Origin of the sequence: Paraburkholderia sp. RL17-383-BIF-A (assembly GCF_046028015.1) — a bacterium.
In the GTDB taxonomy this organism is placed as follows: domain Bacteria; phylum Pseudomonadota; class Gammaproteobacteria; order Burkholderiales; family Burkholderiaceae; genus Paraburkholderia.
The window spans coordinates 51,767-67,580 of record NZ_JARESR010000034.1; the positions used below are offsets into that span (position 1 = coordinate 51,767).

At 56.6% G+C, this 15,814-nt stretch carries 15 protein-coding genes; 10 read left to right on the forward strand and 5 right to left on the reverse strand.

All coding sequences use genetic code 11. From position 1 onward, the window contains the following. The first annotated feature begins 155 nt into the window (after nt 1-155). The 3 genes from P0D71_RS29450 (at nt 156) to P0D71_RS29460 (ending at nt 4,055) form a co-directional block, all read left to right on the forward strand. Nucleotides 156-1,454, forward strand: coding sequence for an MFS transporter (locus P0D71_RS29450; RefSeq protein ID WP_408298704.1), 1,299 nt, complete (start codon nt 156-158; stop codon nt 1,452-1,454). A gap of 36 nt (nt 1,455-1,490) precedes the next feature. Continuing rightward, complete coding sequence (locus tag P0D71_RS29455) at nt 1,491-2,690, forward strand: M20 aminoacylase family protein (protein ID WP_091808647.1); 1,200 nt, start codon at nt 1,491-1,493, stop codon at nt 2,688-2,690. Nucleotides 2,691-2,876: 186 nt separating this feature from the next. Beyond that, on the forward strand, nt 2,877-4,055 hold the full coding sequence (locus P0D71_RS29460; RefSeq protein WP_408483256.1) for a porin: 1,179 nt from the start codon (nt 2,877-2,879) through the stop codon (nt 4,053-4,055). Nucleotides 4,056-4,362: 307 nt separating this feature from the next. Here P0D71_RS29460 and P0D71_RS29465 read toward each other — a convergent pair whose 3' ends face one another. Next, nucleotides 4,363-5,283 (reverse strand): LysR family transcriptional regulator, encoded by a 921-nt coding sequence (locus P0D71_RS29465; protein WP_408483257.1) that lies wholly within the window; start codon nt 5,281-5,283, stop codon nt 4,363-4,365. 143 nt (nt 5,284-5,426) lie between these two features. Here P0D71_RS29465 and P0D71_RS29470 point away from each other — a divergent pair, with 143 nt between their 5' ends. The 7 genes from P0D71_RS29470 (at nt 5,427) to P0D71_RS29500 (ending at nt 11,869) form a co-directional block, all read left to right on the forward strand. Next, the gene (locus tag P0D71_RS29470) at nt 5,427-5,741 is read left to right on the forward strand and encodes a DUF4148 domain-containing protein (RefSeq protein WP_091808640.1); all 315 of its coding nucleotides are present in this window, start codon (nt 5,427-5,429) and stop codon (nt 5,739-5,741) included. Nucleotides 5,742-5,842: 101 nt separating this feature from the next. Beyond that, nucleotides 5,843-6,472: an NADPH-dependent F420 reductase gene (locus P0D71_RS29475; protein WP_408483258.1), complete on the forward strand. Its 630-nt coding sequence runs from the start codon at nt 5,843-5,845 to the stop codon at nt 6,470-6,472. A 22-nt stretch (nt 6,473-6,494) separates the two neighbouring features. Continuing rightward, nucleotides 6,495-7,166, forward strand: coding sequence for an alpha/beta hydrolase (locus P0D71_RS29480; protein ID WP_091808636.1), 672 nt, complete (start codon nt 6,495-6,497; stop codon nt 7,164-7,166). 19 nt (nt 7,167-7,185) lie between these two features. After that, on the forward strand, nt 7,186-7,590 hold the full coding sequence (locus P0D71_RS29485; RefSeq protein WP_091808634.1) for a DoxX family protein: 405 nt from the start codon (nt 7,186-7,188) through the stop codon (nt 7,588-7,590). A 37-nt stretch (nt 7,591-7,627) separates the two neighbouring features. Beyond that, a complete protein-coding gene (locus tag P0D71_RS29490; RefSeq protein ID WP_408298692.1) occupies nt 7,628-8,650 on the forward strand; it encodes an LLM class flavin-dependent oxidoreductase in 1,023 nt (340 codons plus the stop codon). A gap of 555 nt (nt 8,651-9,205) precedes the next feature. Further along, a complete protein-coding gene (locus P0D71_RS29495; RefSeq protein WP_408483259.1) occupies nt 9,206-10,543 on the forward strand; it encodes an MFS transporter in 1,338 nt (445 codons plus the stop codon). 99 nt (nt 10,544-10,642) lie between these two features. After that, nucleotides 10,643-11,869 carry a porin gene (locus P0D71_RS29500; RefSeq protein ID WP_408483260.1) on the forward strand — a complete coding sequence of 409 codons (1,227 nt, stop codon included), beginning with the start codon at nt 10,643-10,645 and terminating at the stop codon, nt 11,867-11,869. A 66-nt stretch (nt 11,870-11,935) separates the two neighbouring features. On the opposite strand, the gene P0D71_RS29505 is transcribed toward P0D71_RS29500, so the two are convergent. From P0D71_RS29505 to P0D71_RS29520, 4 genes are all read right to left on the reverse strand, one after another. Next, entirely contained in the window at nt 11,936-12,376 is a 441-nt protein-coding gene (locus P0D71_RS29505) for a MarR family winged helix-turn-helix transcriptional regulator (protein ID WP_408483261.1), read from the reverse strand. 84 nt (nt 12,377-12,460) lie between these two features. Further along, nucleotides 12,461-13,372, reverse strand: coding sequence for an efflux RND transporter periplasmic adaptor subunit (locus P0D71_RS29510; RefSeq protein WP_091808623.1), 912 nt, complete (start codon nt 13,370-13,372; stop codon nt 12,461-12,463). Between the two features lie 33 nt (nt 13,373-13,405). Beyond that, nucleotides 13,406-13,603, reverse strand: a complete 198-nt coding sequence (locus P0D71_RS29515) for a DUF1656 domain-containing protein (RefSeq protein ID WP_091808619.1) — start codon at nt 13,601-13,603, stop codon at nt 13,406-13,408. Beyond that, nucleotides 13,593-15,812: an FUSC family protein gene (locus tag P0D71_RS29520; RefSeq protein ID WP_408483262.1), complete on the reverse strand. Its 2,220-nt coding sequence runs from the start codon at nt 15,810-15,812 to the stop codon at nt 13,593-13,595. Before P0D71_RS29520 ends, P0D71_RS29515 begins: the two co-directional genes overlap by 11 nt. Between the last annotated feature and the right edge of the window lie 2 nt (nt 15,813-15,814).

Sequence of the window (15,814 nt, forward strand, 5' to 3'; positions counted from 1 at the left end):
AGACGCGAGGATAGCCGAACGTCAGAAAACGTAAAAGTTGGCGATAAGAAAAAGTAATCGGCATAAAAACAAACGAATTGCGGTAACAAATTGACGCCTTCATTGTTGGATCACCGCGTCAAACGCGCGACACCCACCACCCCACCGGAATCGTCATGGCAAATCTGCATAGCCCGGCCGTAGATTCGGCGATCAGTGCATCCACTGAGGTCCGAGCGTCAAATTTCAAGCTGATCGCCGCAACAGCACTCGGAAACGGTCTTGAGATGTTCGATTTCACGATTTACAGCTTCTTCGCGCTTCTTATCGGAAAGCAATTTTTTCCGTCAGACACGCCTTTCGGTTCCTTGTTAATGGCCGTAGCGACGTTCGGCATCGGCTTTGTGATGCGCCCCCTCGGTGGTGTGCTGATCGGCAATTATGCGGACCGCGCTGGTCGAAAAGCAGCAATGACGCTGACGATCATGATGATGGCCGTAGGCACTGCGCTCATCGGACTAGCTCCGACATACAAGAGCATAGGAGTGCTGGCTCCAATATTGATCGTCATTGGACGATTGATCCAGGGGTTTTCAGCAGGCGGGGAAATTGGGGCATCGACCACCCTGCTCATGGAGTCGAGCGGGCCCTCCAGTCGCGGCTTTCTTACGAGCTGGCAAGTAGGTAGCCAAGGTGCAGCAGCACTGATCGGCGCTCTGAGCGGATTTGCGTTGTCGAACCTCTTATCACCAGTGAACCTCGAGACGTGGGGTTGGCGGGTACCTTTCCTGTTCGGACTGTTAATCGGTCCTGTGGGCATGTACATCCGTCAGGCGCTCGACGAAACACACACGGACGCGCCTAGGCCCCAAAGCGCCTTCCGAGAAGTGCTGTCCAACTATAAACGCCAGTTGATAATCGGCATCTCGCTGATCATCAGCAGCACGGCCGCTATGTACGTCGTCGTGTTCTACATGCCCACGTATCTGATTCGCGTGCTGCACTTACCGCCGTCCACGGCCTTCCTGGCAGGATGCGTCTCCGGCGCCACATTGATGGTCGGCGCACCTCTCGCGGGCCTTATAGCGGACCGCCTGGGGCGCAGGAAGCCCATGGTGATGTGCGCGATGGTCATGGGCGCTGTCTTGATCTATCCAGCATTCTGGTTGCTTAATCACACCACCGATATTGGCATCGCACTCGTCATCATCGCGTGTCTGGTAGCGTGCCTTGCCGGCTCATCGATCCCGATGATGTTGCTCCTGCTTGAATCGTTCCCGAAGCACGTTCGGGCAACCGGCCTTTCGGTTGTCTACAGTGTAGGCGTCTCGATTTTTGGTGGCTTCGCCCAATTTATCGTGACGTGGCTCATTAGCACCACCGGAAACCAGATGTCGCCCGCATGGTACATGGTCGTATGCAGCCTCATTTCGCTTGCCGGCCTGATAGCGGCGCAAGAGCGGCGCACCGACTGAGCGCGCCGCACTACTTCAACGAATGGAGATCTAGAAATGCCGTTGGTTTTGGAGAAGGGATTTGCTGAAGACCGTCTGATCGCAGAAATCGTGGCCGAGGAAGGAATGTTCATCGAGATCCGGCGTCGTCTCCATGCGAATCCGGAACTTGGGGCAGACGTCGACGAGACCGCTGATTTCGTCGCAGGCCTGCTTCGAGACTGGGGCTACAGCGTCTACACAGGTATCGGCGGAATGGGCGTCGTTGCTCAACTCAAGCTCGGAACGAGTAAACGAACGATCGGCATCCGCGCTGATATGGATGCGCTACCGATCTTCGAGCAAACTGGTCTGCCCTACGCGAGCCGTACGCCCGGAAAGATGCACGCTTGCGGGCATGACGGACACACGGCCATCCTGCTCGCCGCAGCAAAACATATTGCGCGAAGCCGGTCATTCAACGGCACCCTAAACCTGATTTTTCAGCCCGATGAGGAGAACCTCGGCGGCGCACGCCGGATGATCGAGGACGGCTTATTCAAACGCTTTCCGTGCGATGCCGTGTACGCACTGCACAATGGACCCGGCATCCCTGTCGGCCAATTCGTTGTGAAGGACGGCGACATGTTAGCGGGGTCCGATATAGCAACGATCAAGCTGACAGGTGTGGGTGGTCATGGGGCAATGCCTGACAAGACACGTGACCCCATCGTCGCCGCCGGCTCTCTCATCATGGCGTTGCAAACCATCGTCGCGCGCAATCTCGCGGCGACGGACACGGGTGTCGTCAGCATCGGCGCAATCCATGCAGGAGCAACACACAACGTCATTCCCGAGTCCGTGGAACTGATGCTCAATATACGCTCAACCAGCCCTGAGATCCGTGAGCGCATTGAGGCACGCGTGCGCGGGATAGTCGAGGCTCAGGCACAGTGCTTCGGTGTGGAAGCCTCGATTCACTATAAGCAACTGGTGCCAGTGGTAATGAACGCCGAATCCCCTACGGCGCTCGCGCGCGGTGTCGCGTCGGCGATCGTCGGTCCCGAGAATGTGCTACACGACACGAAATCCGTACTTGCCAGCGAAGATTTTGCATGGATGGCGCAGGCTGTTCCGGGTAGCTACGTGTTCATCGGCAATGGCGTCGGCCAGTGGGGTGGGTGCATGTGCCACAACCCAAAATACGACTTCAATGACCGCATCATCAGTCTCGGGGCGACCTATTGGGTCAAGGTCGTGGAAACGTACCTTCAGTAGGGCGCTCCGTTTCGATTGCTGTATTTCTTGATTTCCTGCCCGTCAGTCACAAATCAGCATAAATCCAACGAGATGCGATTCGTTGAAAAATTCTATTCGATCGCGAATATATATTTAGTAGTCCGTTTGAGAATACAGTGACCTTAGATTTCAAAAAAAGAGCATGCCCCTTCTGGAGATCAATCGATGAAAAAGCATTACTTTGCGCTCAGCGTTCTGAGTGCACTCGCCAGCGTTGGTCAAGCGCAAAACAACGTGACGTTCTATGGCATCCTCGACGAGGGAGTCAACTACAATTCCAACGCTGGCGGGAAGCGGCTCTATAGTCTGACGAGCGGAGGCCTGCAAGCCAGTCGATGGGGACTACGCGGCGCAGAAGATCTCGGCAGTGGCATGAAGGCAGTCTTCGTGCTGGAGAACGGTTTTGACGTCAGCACCGGAAAGCTTGGTCAAGGCGGTTTGATGTTCGGCCGCCAGGCATATGTCGGTGTGTCCGGCGGCGTCGGAACGATTACGCTAGGCCGTCAATACGATTCCGTCGTGGACTATGTCGGTCCGCTGGAGTCCGGGGACCAGTGGGCAAGCAGCATGGGCGCTCACCCGGGCGATCTCGACAATCTTAACAACTCATACCGCACAAATAACACCATCAAGTACACAAGTGCGAATCTTGCCGGTTTGACATTCGGCGGCACGTATAGCATGGGCGGCGTCGCAGGCAACTTCACGTCGAACCAGATCTGGTCGGTAGGCGCCGGCTATGCCAACGGTCCGTTGGTACTTGGGGTGGGTTATCTGAACGCCCGAACACCTGCAGCGAACAATGGCAGCATGTTCGGCAATAATACTTCGTCCAGCACCGCGTCGTCTGTCACTACGCCGGTTTACAGCGGCTTCGTTTCAGCCAATACCTACCAGGTCGTCGCATTGGGCGCGGCTTACACCTTTGGTGCGGCAACGATTGGCGCGACGTACTCCAACATCAGGTTTATGGACCTTGGCGCGGTCGCATCGCTTAACACGAAGGGCTATGTCGGCACGGCGACGTTCAATAACGCGGAACTCAATGTCAAATATCAGCTGACCCCCACCCTGCTCGTGGGCGCGGCATTCGACTATACGAAGGGAAGCGACGTCAGCGAGTCGAACGGTGCTACCAACCCGGGTGCGAAATATTTGCAGACAGCGTTGGGAGTTGACTATTTCCTGTCAAAGCGAACAGACATGTACGTTGTTGGCATATACCAGTCGGCTTCAGGAACAGGCTCAACCGGCAAACCCGCTGTCGCGGCGATCAATACTCAGATTGCGTCAAGCAGCGATAGGCAAACCTTTCTGCGTATCGGCATGCGTCACAAATTCTAGACACTTTGGGACGGTCAAAAATCTAAGTTTCCCGGATTAAAACAAATCCAGAATCGTGGAGAGCGGAGGACGTGGAATGGAAAAAAACACGGGTCCTCCGCGTAGGGACCGGAAAGAGAATCCTCGCCACAGCGTGGGCCATGAGAATCGCAATCTGCACTAGAACACGGACTGTCGTGACCGACACTTCAGAAATCGCCCGGGTTGAACACCCTTTTGACGAGATTGAGCCAGTGACAGTCGGCCTGACGCTCGCTGAGGTGAGGCAGCAAGGACAACGCGGTCATTGCAAAGTTGGTCCGGCGTGTCAGTTTTGCGACAGTGAATGAGTAACCGCCCATGCTGGTTCCAGAAACGCGTCGGACAGAAAATCGACAAGCCGGCGAACTTTGATCGGCAACTGCTTCCGGCTGGGATACACGGCGTAAATTCCCAGTTCAACCGAACGGTAGTCGGGCAGTATTCTCACAAGATCCCCACGCTTCAAATCCTCCCCAATCATGAAGCTGGGTTGCAATATGATGCCGCCGTCGCGCAATGCGATCGCGCGGCAGGTGTCTCCGTTGTTTGAATAGACACGCGCGCGCGTGCGTACGACCACCTCGCCATCTGGGCCTTCGAATTTCCATTCATCCCGCCCTGCCAGGTGCGAGTACGCCATAACCCGGTGGGCAGTCAGTTCCTTCGGATGCTTCGGAACGCCGTGACGGGAAAGATAGCCCGGTGATGCACATGCAAGCATCTCCGTCTCCGCAAGCTTGCGACACACCAATGATGAGTCCGGCAGCGCGCTGATGCGGACTGCGAGGTCGTAACCTTCGTCGACGAGGTCCACGACGCGGTCGTTGAGCGTAATGTCCAGATCGACCTGCGGATGCGTTTCCATGAAAGCACCCCATAACGGGGCCAGATGCATGATGCCAAACGTCAACGGCACATTGACGCGGATCAGTCCGCTCGGTTCCTGCGTCCGCGAGCTCACTTCTGTTTCGGCGTCGTCCAAGGCCACCAGAATCTCTTTGGAGCGTTGATAGAAGAGCCTGCCTTCCTCAGTCAGCGAAAGCCGGCGCGTGGTGCGCTGTAGCAGGCGCACGCCAAGACGCTGCTCCAAGGAGTCGACATGACGGGAGACCGCGGCCTTGGACATTCTCAGCGCATCGACCGCGCCAATAAAGCTTCCGGCCTCGACGACGGCCGTAAACACGCTCATTTCAAGAGTTCGATCCATTCTATTGTCTCGATAACTGGGACTATATGTCCAGATAATAGCTGTTTATCAACCATTGCTGGATCAATAGAATGGACTTCAATACTCGGCTGCGAACAGGCAGGTTCGCAGTCGAAAAGGCAAAAACTCCGAGGCAAACCATCATGAAGTCGCTCATCCAAGCCATTGTTGTCGCCACTGCATTCGTCGCTCCCGTCGCGTTCGGCCAGTCAAACCAGCCAGTGAGCCGCGCTCAGGTTCTCGACCAATTGGTCCAGCTCAGAAACGCTGGTTATAGCGCCCACGGCAGAGACCCCTCCTATCCCGCCGACGTTCAGGCGGCTGAGACTCGTGTGTCCGCGCGGAACGGCGCGGCACGAGCCGAAAACAACGCCTTTGGCGGGGTGGGCAGCGGATTGTCGCAATCTGGCGAGTCCGCGGCGAATCCCCCCACGAAGTCGTTGTACGCGCGTCATTAGCCGTTGGACCGGCGAGCCGCGAGCGATTCGACGCTGAACCGCTACTCACCATAAATGTGGCTGCTTTCTACTTAACGTGTCAGCTTAAAGAGGTTATTGATATGAACGTCACCATCATTGGCACCGGCAACATGGGGGCCGCATTCGTCAAGCAGCTGAGCAAGGCCGGCCATGCGGTTCGCGTCACCGGCCGCGATGTCTCGAAGGCCGAAGCACTTGCGGCCGGGCACGCAGGTGCAACGGCCTCTCCCCTCGGCGAGGCGCTAGGTAACAGCGAGGTCGTCATTCTTGCGACCGGCTACGGCGATGCCGTGACTGCCCTGCAAGGTCTGGGCGACCTCACCGGCAAGGTGGTCATCGACATCACCAATCCGCTGAATGCAGACTATTCGGGCCTGGTCGTCGGCCATGACACGTCGGCCGCGGAAGAAATCTCCAAGGCAATCCCTGGTGTTCAACTGGTCAAGGCATTCAACACTCTGTTTGCTCAGGTTCTAGCCGACGGGCCGAATTTCGCCAACGAACAGACCGCACCGGTGTTCTTCGCCAGTGACAGTGCGCACGCCAAGCAGACGGTCAAGGCACTCATCGAAAGCCTTGGCTTTAAGCCGATCGACGCCGGTCCGTTGAAAAACGCCCGCTACCTCGAGCCTCTGGCGGGCCTGAATATCTATCTGGGCTACGGCGCCGGTCTGGGCACGGCCATCGCACCCACCTGGATCGCAAAATAACAGCACACGAGCAGAGCAGATCATGAATATCCTGCACAAAGACGCCGCTTCCGGCCTCGCGTTCCGTCTACGCCCCGCAACGGGTCAGCCCGCCGCACGGCTCTTTCTGCTGCATGGAGTCGGAGGTAATGAGACTAACCTGCTACCGCTTGCAGACACCATCGACAAGCGTGTAGAGGTGGTCTTCGTGCGTGGCCGGCTAGAGCTCGGTGCCGGACAGTACGCCTGGTTCCATGTGCGATTCGGCCCGCAAGGACCCGTCATCAATGAGGCCCAAGCGGACGAAAGTCGCCTGACCCTTCGTAGGCTGGTCCGTTCCATGGCCAGTGCCGACGCGAACGCACCTGTGCCGGCATTGATGGCGGGATTCAGCCAGGGCGGGATCCTCAGCGCGAGTGTTGCTTTGTCTTCCCCCAAGGACGTGGGGCGCTTTGCCGTTCTGAGCGGTCGTATTCTTCCGGAACTGGAGCCGCATCTCGCACCAGCCGAAGAGCTTGCCCGACTCTCGGCATTCATCGCACACGGCCGACTCGACGACAAGCTGTCAGTAAAGTTCGCAGAACACGCTGATTCGTGGTTGACCACGCTCGGCGTCCCGCATGAAATGCATCTGTATTCCGTGGGCCACACCCTGACGGCCGAAATAGCCGGTGATTTTTCACGTTGGGTCAGTCAGCAAACCAATCTCGATTAACCAGAACCGGAGTTTCATCATGACCGATAACCGCACGGCTCCTTATGCCGCCTTCCTCCTGCGCCTCGCGTTGGGCATTATGTTCATCGCGCACGGACTGACCAAGCTGCTCGTCTTCACGCCTGCCGGCACCGCGAAATTCTTCGAATCGGTTGGCTTCGCCGGCTGGTTTGCCTGGCCGATTATCTTGTTCGAAATCGTCGGTGGAATTTTCCTACTGACGGGCATTTATGCGCGCGCCGTCGCGGCTGTTGCCGCGATTGAGCTGTTGGCCGCTTCGACCGTGCACTTTGGCAACGGCTGGTCCTTTACCAATCCAAATGGCGGCTGGGAGTACCCGGTTTTCCTCGCGATTGCGGCTGCGACACTGGCGTTGCTTGGCGATGGAGTCTTTGCTGTGAAACCGACTGTTCGCGGGGCCTAAGCGCTACGGCTCATCACGACGTCACAGGAATAACGCAATGGAATTCGGCATTTACACGTTCGGCGATCTTGCTGCCGGAGAAGTCAGCACAGAGCGCGTGCATCAGCGCCTCGAGGAGATCGTCGCCGCGGCAAGGATCGCCGATGAAGCCGGAATCGACGTCTTTGGTGTGGGCGAACACCATCGCCCGGATTTCGCTGTATCGTTTCCATCGGTCGTGTTGGGCGCAGTAGCGAGTGTGACACGACGGATCCGTCTCACCAGCGCGGTGAGCATACTGAGCTCCGACGATCCGGTCCGGCTCTACCAGCAGTTCTCCACGCTCGACCTCCTGTCGGGCGGACGGTCCGAACTGCTGGTAGGACGCGGCGCATATAGCGAGTCATTTCCGCTGTTCGGCCATTCGCTTACTGACTACGAATCGCTGTTTGACGAGAAGCTGGGCCTTTTGGTCGCAATCAATGAACCGGGGCCTGTGTCATGGTCAGGGATGCACCGGTCGCCTCTGTCCGACGCCCGGATCATGCCGCGACCGTTGCGAGGCCGCATTCCGATCTGGGTCGCCGCCGGTGGAACACCGTCGAGTGCTATTCGTGCCGGCCGTGCAGGCTTGCCGTTGAATCTTGCCAACATTGGCGGAATGCCCGAGCAGTTTGTACCGTTCGTCGACCTTTATCGCGCAGCGGGCGCCGAGGCCGGCCATTCCCCAGCGCAACTGAAAATGGCCGTCTCCGGGCATTTCCATGTTCAACGCGACGGCCGACGTGCACGAGAGGCATTCTTCCCCTACTACAGGCGTTACATAGCAAACAATCTTCCCCGTGAGCACGCAGAGATGTCATGGAGCGCCTACGAAGCTTTGTCTTCACCGCGCGGTGCCCTCTTCGTCGGAAGCGTAGAGGAAATCGTCGACAAGATTCTGATGGAATATCAGCTGTTCGGACATCAGCGCTACATGGCGCAACTTGACATCGGTGGTCTTCCATTCGAGATGGTCAAGGAATCGATTGAACTGCTTGCCGCCGAAGTCATTCCCGCTGTTCGCCGGGCTATTCCCTAGCGGGCGAACTGCCCGCGGCACGACAAACAGATGCCGGCGAGGGTGCTACGTCATTCTCGAAGTCTGCGCATCTACAACTGGCCTCAGATCGGTTTATTGCGTGCGCATTAGTGCGAACGCCATCCGCACATCGGGGCAAGACAGTTTTCCAGCTCAATGCTGATCAGCGAAACGTCACCACAGCGTAGCTTGCCCGGCGATACCACTTTGGCGTCAACCCAGGGATAACGATGGCGCGCGCCTCTTTCATCCATTTCGGTGGGTAACGGCGGTGCAGTTTTCTTCGGGCCGGCGAAGTGTCACGCTTGCCGTCAATAGCGCGACAACCATCGTATAGCAAGCCATCCACTGTTGAGCCTGAATAGCAAGGTCGCGAGGACGCGCCGCGTGAATCGGCGAAGCCTTGTGCGTCGCGCCGTCGTGAAAACATCGCACGCGTCCGCTTGCAAAATAACTATTGTGAATAAGCAATATGCGATTGGGTTCCGTAGACGCAGGAAACATCGCCCGATTACTTTGGAGGCTAGACAGAAAAATAGAATCTGGAGACATTTAATGAAGAGTGCATCGCCTGTCATCGACGTTCGTGCCTGGCTGGACGTCCAGCGTTTCTCCGTGTTTCAGTGGCGAATCGTGTTTCTCTGCTTCTGTATTGTGGCTGTCGACGGCTTTGACACCGCCTGCGTCGGCTTCATCGCCCCTGCTCTGATGCATGACTGGCAAATCGGCCCAACGGTGCTCGGAGGTCTGTTCGGCGCAGGACTAGCGGGCCTAATGATCGGTGCATTGTTTTTCGGCCCGTTAGCCGACCGGGTCGGGCGAAAAAAAACACTAATCGTCACCGTAACCTTTTTCGGCCTCGCTAGCCTGGCTGCGGCATACGCGCCAACCGTCGCATTCCTCATCGCTCTTCGCTTCATTACGGGTCTAGGCCTTGGCGGCGCGATGCCCAACGCTATCGCGCTTACCTCGGAGTATTGCCCCGAACGCCGAAAGTCTTTTCTAACGACCGTGATGTTCTGTGGATTTACGCTGGGCTCCGGCTTGGGTGGTGTCGTCTCAGCTCAACTGTTGCCAGACCACGGGTGGCGAAGCGTACTTCTCTTCGGTGGCGTGCTTCCTTTGGCCTTGGTGCCAATCCTGGTCATCTTCCTCCCGGAATCCGTGCGGTTCATGGTCTCCCGAGAATGTCAGCCGGCTAGAATTGGGTCACTTCTTTCTCGCATAGCGCCGGTTCATTACGACGAGAACACGCGTTTCTCACTTCAGGAAATCAAGGTTGAAGGTTCGCCGGTCCGACAGCTTTTTGCCGCCGAATTCCGGCGCGGCACATTGTTGCTATGGTGCGTGTTCTTCATGAGCCTGTTGATCGTTTATCTCATGACGAACTGGCTGCCCACCTTGATCCACCATTCTGGCTTGTCGCTCGCCACTGCGGCGCGGATCGCCATCTTCTATCAGGTCGGCGGCACCGTCGGGGCCCTTTTCATTGGTTATCTGATGGACCGCTTCCCGCCGACCATCGTATTGGGTGTCGCTTATGCTGCCGGCTCGGCGTTCCTCATCGCCACAGGAAGTGCACAGGGCCCGCTGCTGGCAGCCGCCGTCACAGGCGTCGGATTCTGCATTAGCGGTTCACAAGTGGGCGCTAACGCATTTGCGGCTCGCTACTATCCCACAGCGAGCAGAGTTACCGGGGTAAGTTGGGCTCTCGGGGTCGGTCGCTTTGGATCCGTCTGCGGCGCGCTCATTGGCGGAATTCTCCTTTCTGCGAACATTGGCTTCACCCTCCTCTTTCTACTCGTTGCTGTTCCTGCCGCTATTGCATCAATTGCGATCTTTGCATGCGGAGTCCAACCAGCGATCCGCAGCACCAAATCCGCTGCCGTCTAATTTCAAAACCAGCGGCACACAGCACCGCTAAGCCGCGAACGCAGTAACCTGTGTGCCTCCTCAAGGCACACACAACCATATATAAGAATCGGAGACCCCATGAAGAGGTATTCTGCTGCCTGCGTTATCGCTTTTACTGCGGGAACTGCTCACGCTCAAAGCAGCGTAACGCTATATGGCTTAATCGATGTCGGTCTGACATACACCAATAACGCACAAACCGGCAAGCTAAATGGTCAACCCACCGGCGGCAGTCAGGTTGCGCTCACCGACGCGCACACCACTGGTCTGTCTGGGAGTCGCTGGGGCCTGCGCGGCACCGAAGATCTCGGAGGCGGACTGAAAGCAATCTTCGTCCTCGAAAACGGATTTATGGCAAACAGCGGAGCGCTCGCACAGGGCGGAGCTGAGTTCGGACGTCAGGCCTACGTGGGATTATTGTCCGAAAATAGAGGCACCGTGACTGCCGGTCGGCAATATGATCCGTTGGTCGAGTCTGTCCAGCAGTTCTCGGCATCCGGGTATTGGGGTGGCTATATGTCATCGCATCTGAACGACGTCGACAACCTGAGCAACACGAACCGTATCAACAACTCCATCAAATACACGACACCAACCTTCCGTGGCATCCGCGCGGGTGGACTATATAGTTTTGGCGGTGTGGCGGGCAGCGAGACCCAGAATCAAATATGGTCTTTGGGAGTCAACTACAACGGCGGCTCGTTCTCATTGGGTGCAGGATACCTCAACGCTAGAGATCCGAACGTTTCTTTTTATGGGAATACGCCTAACAAGGGACTGGCGACTGCCAACAACATCGGCTCTTTCGGCTCCCCTAGCGCGCCCGAAGCATCTCCCGGTCTAGCAGGATATGCGTCTGCCAAAACGCTAGAGATTATTGGCGGCGGAGCCTCGTACACGATCAGCCAGACAACCGTTAGTGCGGTAGTGACCAACACGCGCTTTGAATCGCTAGGGTCCTCGTCCGGCCCAAATCCTTTGCGCTATTCGGGCAATGCTGTTTTCACCAGCGCGGAGTTGAGCGTGCGAGCTATGGTCACGCCGACACTGCTGGCCGGCGTTGCCTTTGACTATACTCAGCGCAATTCGGTCGCCGGCGACGGCGGAGCGAAATATATTCAGCTCGATCTAGGTGCAGACTATTATCTTTCAAAGCGAACCGATATCTATACCCTCTGCGTACTACAACGAGCGAACGGACGAGATTCATTGGGCCAACCTGCTGTAGCGAATATCGCCGGCTTTACGCCGTCCTCATCGGATAAGCAGATCGGCTTGCGCCTTGGGATTCGACACAAGTTCTAAGTCCCGTTCATCACGATGTTGCGCTTAAAACACGCCTATGGTCAACCTCAGGCTGACGGCGAAACTTCATGCGCGGTCGACAAATTTCGCCAACAAGCGGCGTAACTCTTCGACCTCTGCACCACTGAATCGCCTTAGACGATCGTTTAGTGTCTTATCGACAACAGCGGGCGCTTGCGCGGCAAGCGCCCCACCTCTATTAGTCAGTCGCATGTCCACCACACGCCTGTCAGAGAGACTCCGTTTCCGCTCAAGCAAACCGCATTGCTCCAGTTTATCCAGCACCCGTGAAACGTAACCTGAGTCAACGTCCAACGCTTTCGCAACTTCGCGCGGGGTTGTTGTGTCATTGCGCCTCATAACGGACAGCACCGATAACTGGCTGTAAGTCGATCCGACTTTCCGGGCGGCGAGGTCCGCTTCGCGACCCACTATCCTCGCCGCTCGAGTGATAACAGATCCCAAACTATCCTCGATAGCGACGTATCGCGATGGATCATCGTTCATTGTCAGTTCCAAAACCAGACGAGCCAGCCATTTGCCGCCGTCTGCCGGGTTGCATTAAGGGAGCGGAGCATTCTCACCTGATCACTAAGCAGATGGCTTGAACAGCCCACCGATGCGCCCTGCCCCCTTCTGATTTTCATCTGTATCGATGGTCACCGTGCAGGTGGTCCCTGCGGAAAGAACGACTCCACGCGCCACGCTGTCGATGTGGATGCGCACCGGTACTCGCTGCGCCAGCCGGACCCAGTTGAATGTCGGGTTGACGTCGGCGGTCAAATCCCTGCTCACAGGGTTATCCCGGTCGTAGATGCCACGAGAAATGCTATCGACATGGCCAACAACCTCCCCTCCGCTCATCAGCCGAACATGGGCCTTATCGCCGACTTTTACATGAGGCAATTTAGTTTCCTCAAAATACCCATAGACCCAGAAAGAGGAACTGTCGACCACGGCAAGTTTCGGCACGCCGGCCGTTACATAGTCTCCACGATGCACATTGAGATTGGTGACATAACCATCGACGGGCGCATAGACTTTGGTCCGAGCCAGGTTCAGTTCCGCGGCATCGAGTTGCGCCTGCGCCTGCTGCAGCAGTGCCGCCGCGCTTGCCGCCGCTTTCAGTGCGTTGTCCCGACTTTCCTTCGAAACCACGTCGTTGTCCAGATCTTGTCTGCGTTCGGCATCGGCCTTCAATCTGACCAGATCAGCACGATGCGCGTCCACAGCAGCCTTGGCTTGTTCGACTGCAATGGCGTAATGCGACGGATCGACTTCCATCAGAAGATCGCCCTTATGGACCAACTGATTGTCGGCTACCGGCATGGAAACCACCGCTCCCGACACGTCGGGGGCGATGCCGATGATGTCCGCGCGTATCCTCCCGTCCCGGGTCCATGGTTCGTCCATGTACCTGACCCATAGCACTCGTCCTATCGATACAGCGACAAGAAAGACCAACGCGGTCATCGCGATACCGATCAATTTCCGCATGATCATGTTGAAATCCTTTTTAAGTTTTCGGCGCGCATATCAGTAAATGAGCAGACCGAGAATCCCACAGACGCAAACCAGCACACTCGCCCTGAACAGCGACGGATGCCAAACCAGGCGATAAATGCCTGTTAATGCCAACACTCGATCGAGCACCCACGTACACATACAACCCAACGCGAACGCGAGAAGAATAGTCGGCACATAGGCGTCGAACAGGGCGAAATCACGATGCATGGTCGGAGTTTCTCAATTTTGAATTGAAACGACGGATCTGCGAATCGACACAGTCCGATAAAGGCGACTTCTCGTTTTGGAGCGTTACCTTGAGATATTCCAACAGACTAAGTGAACGCAACAAGCTCTCGCGCTCTTCCTGATAGAGCGTGGGGCGGCTCGTCAGCGCCAGTGTCGTTTCAGTCAGCGTATCCAACAACCGCAGCACGTGGGTTAACCGCTTGCTGTTGACTCTCTTGAACAGCGCAGCGATCGCTCCGAGCACGCCACCGAGGTTAGAACTCCACGCCTTGATCTCTTCCGGCGATGTCCGACAAACATGCAGTTCGGCCAGTTCGTCACGAAGGTCAATGACTGTCCGCCCGACCGAGAGTACTAGCAGCAGCCAGCGCGCCGATTCGTTCCGACCGGTTCCACCAGCGGCCACTGCATTCATTTGAGAGACAATATCTCGCGAACCACTTTCAAAGCGCGCGGCAAGATCGCCGCCGCGGCCTACGCACGCATGGACGACCTGCCTCCTCAAATCCCGAAGCAAGATCCATCTCAACCAATTCCCGTCCGTGGGAAACACGACCGCGAACGAAAGCCAAACTACCAACATGGCTATCATGAGCGCGACACTATCGTTGATAAAAGAATAAGGTTCATATTGCATAACAAGGTCCGGGCCAGCCATGAAGCTGAAAAATATGCAAAAGCCAATGCCAATGCCAAGCGTCTTCGGGCGAGCCATCATCACCGCACCGAACAGCAGAAATGGGGTGAGGCAGAAGGCGAGTAATGGAAACCCGTCTATCCGGGGATAAACTCCAAATTGCAGAAATCCTCCGAGAAAGACGGCAAGCGTCGTGCCGATACACATCTGCCTGGAAAACCGCCCGGGCTGGGGCGAAGTTGCAGCAAGCGCACAGACGGCTGTGGCCGCGAGTACCATCGTTCCACCGCTTGTCCACGCAGTTTCGATCCAAAATGCGCTGAGGACACCCGTCAAGAGTGCGGCCCTTGATCCGGCGATCACAGCAGCGATCATATTTGTCTTTGGGATGAAGCTGCCGGACCACGTCTCTCGTCTGTGGCTATGCGTCGCCAGCGACGCGTATGTTTCCACATATGCGACAAGATCATCCACGAACCTTCGGAACAAATCGGCACAGGTATCAAACCGGCGCAGCACCGCCTGATCTCGTCCCGCCAACTCTCGGCGCCCTTGAGAAAGGCGCTTTGTGAGATCGTCTCTGAATGCCGAGAGTGGCCCGGTTGCATGTGCCGCGTCCGCAGCGGTCTTAATCGGACTTCCTTCCGGGTTTAAAAGAAGACTTATTTCGCCGAATATCACGTCCATGATCGCGACCTCCGGGCCGTCTTGATTCCGTGCAAATTCCCACTGCTCGTGAAGAGCACGCAGCCTTGTCGCGACGTTCATAAATTCAAGGTTCGCTCGGGCAAGCCTTCTGCCGCGCATTCTCATGTCAGGCAACTCAAATACGCCCACACTACGGGCGGCCTCAAGACCAATGACCTGCTCGAGGAAATACGTGTGCGCCAACTCTATTTCGGATTGCTCGACAGTACCGCTAAGTGCACTGCTTAGATGCTCCGAAAGTGTGCGGAAGCGCTTTCTCATCACTGTCTTTATCTGCTCGCCGATGTAGCTTGGAAATATCAACGCACTGACAGCGCCGGCACACACAATACCAACCGAAGTCTCTGCAACACGCGTCATTGCCGATATGAATGCTCCGTCCGGCTGCTGGCCGACGGGAACACCGATCAGAGCAGCCGTGTATCCGGCGAGGACAAAGCCATATGAGCGGAAATTGCGGTTGCGCGCTGCTCCTGTTGTGCACACGCAGACCCACGTCGCGACGGCTGTCAGATATAGAACCGGCTGTTGTGCAAACAGACTGACGAAAAACAACATGACAGAGAGGCCGACTGCCGTGCCGAGAAACCGGAACACGCTCTTTGCGAGAACCAGCCCGCTCTGTGGCTGCATCAGGATGAAGACCGTGATCATTGCAGTGCGCGGTTGTGGCAAATTCAGCCGCATAGCAATGAGAAGCGCCAGAATGACTGCCAGCGCTGTCTTGGACACATAGATCCATACCGGGCCTGACGTTCCCCACCAGTTCGCAAAGCCTGCTACGAGTGACTGAAAGGAGAAGAATCGCGAGTCCTCGGCTTTGAATGCAGCACTGCTATTCATAC

Excerpts from the sequence above, each read along its gene's own strand:
- P0D71_RS29450 (WP_408298704.1), top strand. The coding sequence starts at position 156 with ATGGCAAATCTGCATAGCCCGGCCGTAGATTCGGCGATCAGTGCATCC.
- P0D71_RS29455 (WP_091808647.1), top strand. The coding sequence starts at position 1,491 with ATGCCGTTGGTTTTGGAGAAGGGATTTGCTGAAGACCGTCTGATCGCA.
- P0D71_RS29460 (WP_408483256.1), top strand. The coding sequence starts at position 2,877 with ATGAAAAAGCATTACTTTGCGCTCAGCGTTCTGAGTGCACTCGCCAGC.
- P0D71_RS29465 (WP_408483257.1), bottom strand. The coding sequence starts at position 5,283 with ATGGATCGAACTCTTGAAATGAGCGTGTTTACGGCCGTCGTCGAGGCC.
- P0D71_RS29470 (WP_091808640.1), top strand. The coding sequence starts at position 5,427 with ATGAAGTCGCTCATCCAAGCCATTGTTGTCGCCACTGCATTCGTCGCT.
- P0D71_RS29475 (WP_408483258.1), top strand. The coding sequence starts at position 5,843 with ATGAACGTCACCATCATTGGCACCGGCAACATGGGGGCCGCATTCGTC.
- P0D71_RS29480 (WP_091808636.1), top strand. The coding sequence starts at position 6,495 with ATGAATATCCTGCACAAAGACGCCGCTTCCGGCCTCGCGTTCCGTCTA.
- P0D71_RS29485 (WP_091808634.1), top strand. The coding sequence starts at position 7,186 with ATGACCGATAACCGCACGGCTCCTTATGCCGCCTTCCTCCTGCGCCTC.
- P0D71_RS29490 (WP_408298692.1), top strand. The coding sequence starts at position 7,628 with ATGGAATTCGGCATTTACACGTTCGGCGATCTTGCTGCCGGAGAAGTC.
- P0D71_RS29495 (WP_408483259.1), top strand. The coding sequence starts at position 9,206 with ATGAAGAGTGCATCGCCTGTCATCGACGTTCGTGCCTGGCTGGACGTC.
- P0D71_RS29500 (WP_408483260.1), top strand. The coding sequence starts at position 10,643 with ATGAAGAGGTATTCTGCTGCCTGCGTTATCGCTTTTACTGCGGGAACT.
- P0D71_RS29505 (WP_408483261.1), bottom strand. The coding sequence starts at position 12,376 with ATGAACGATGATCCATCGCGATACGTCGCTATCGAGGATAGTTTGGGA.
- P0D71_RS29510 (WP_091808623.1), bottom strand. The coding sequence starts at position 13,372 with ATGATCATGCGGAAATTGATCGGTATCGCGATGACCGCGTTGGTCTTT.
- P0D71_RS29515 (WP_091808619.1), bottom strand. The coding sequence starts at position 13,603 with ATGCATCGTGATTTCGCCCTGTTCGACGCCTATGTGCCGACTATTCTT.
- P0D71_RS29520 (WP_408483262.1), bottom strand. The coding sequence starts at position 15,812 with ATGAATAGCAGTGCTGCATTCAAAGCCGAGGACTCGCGATTCTTCTCC.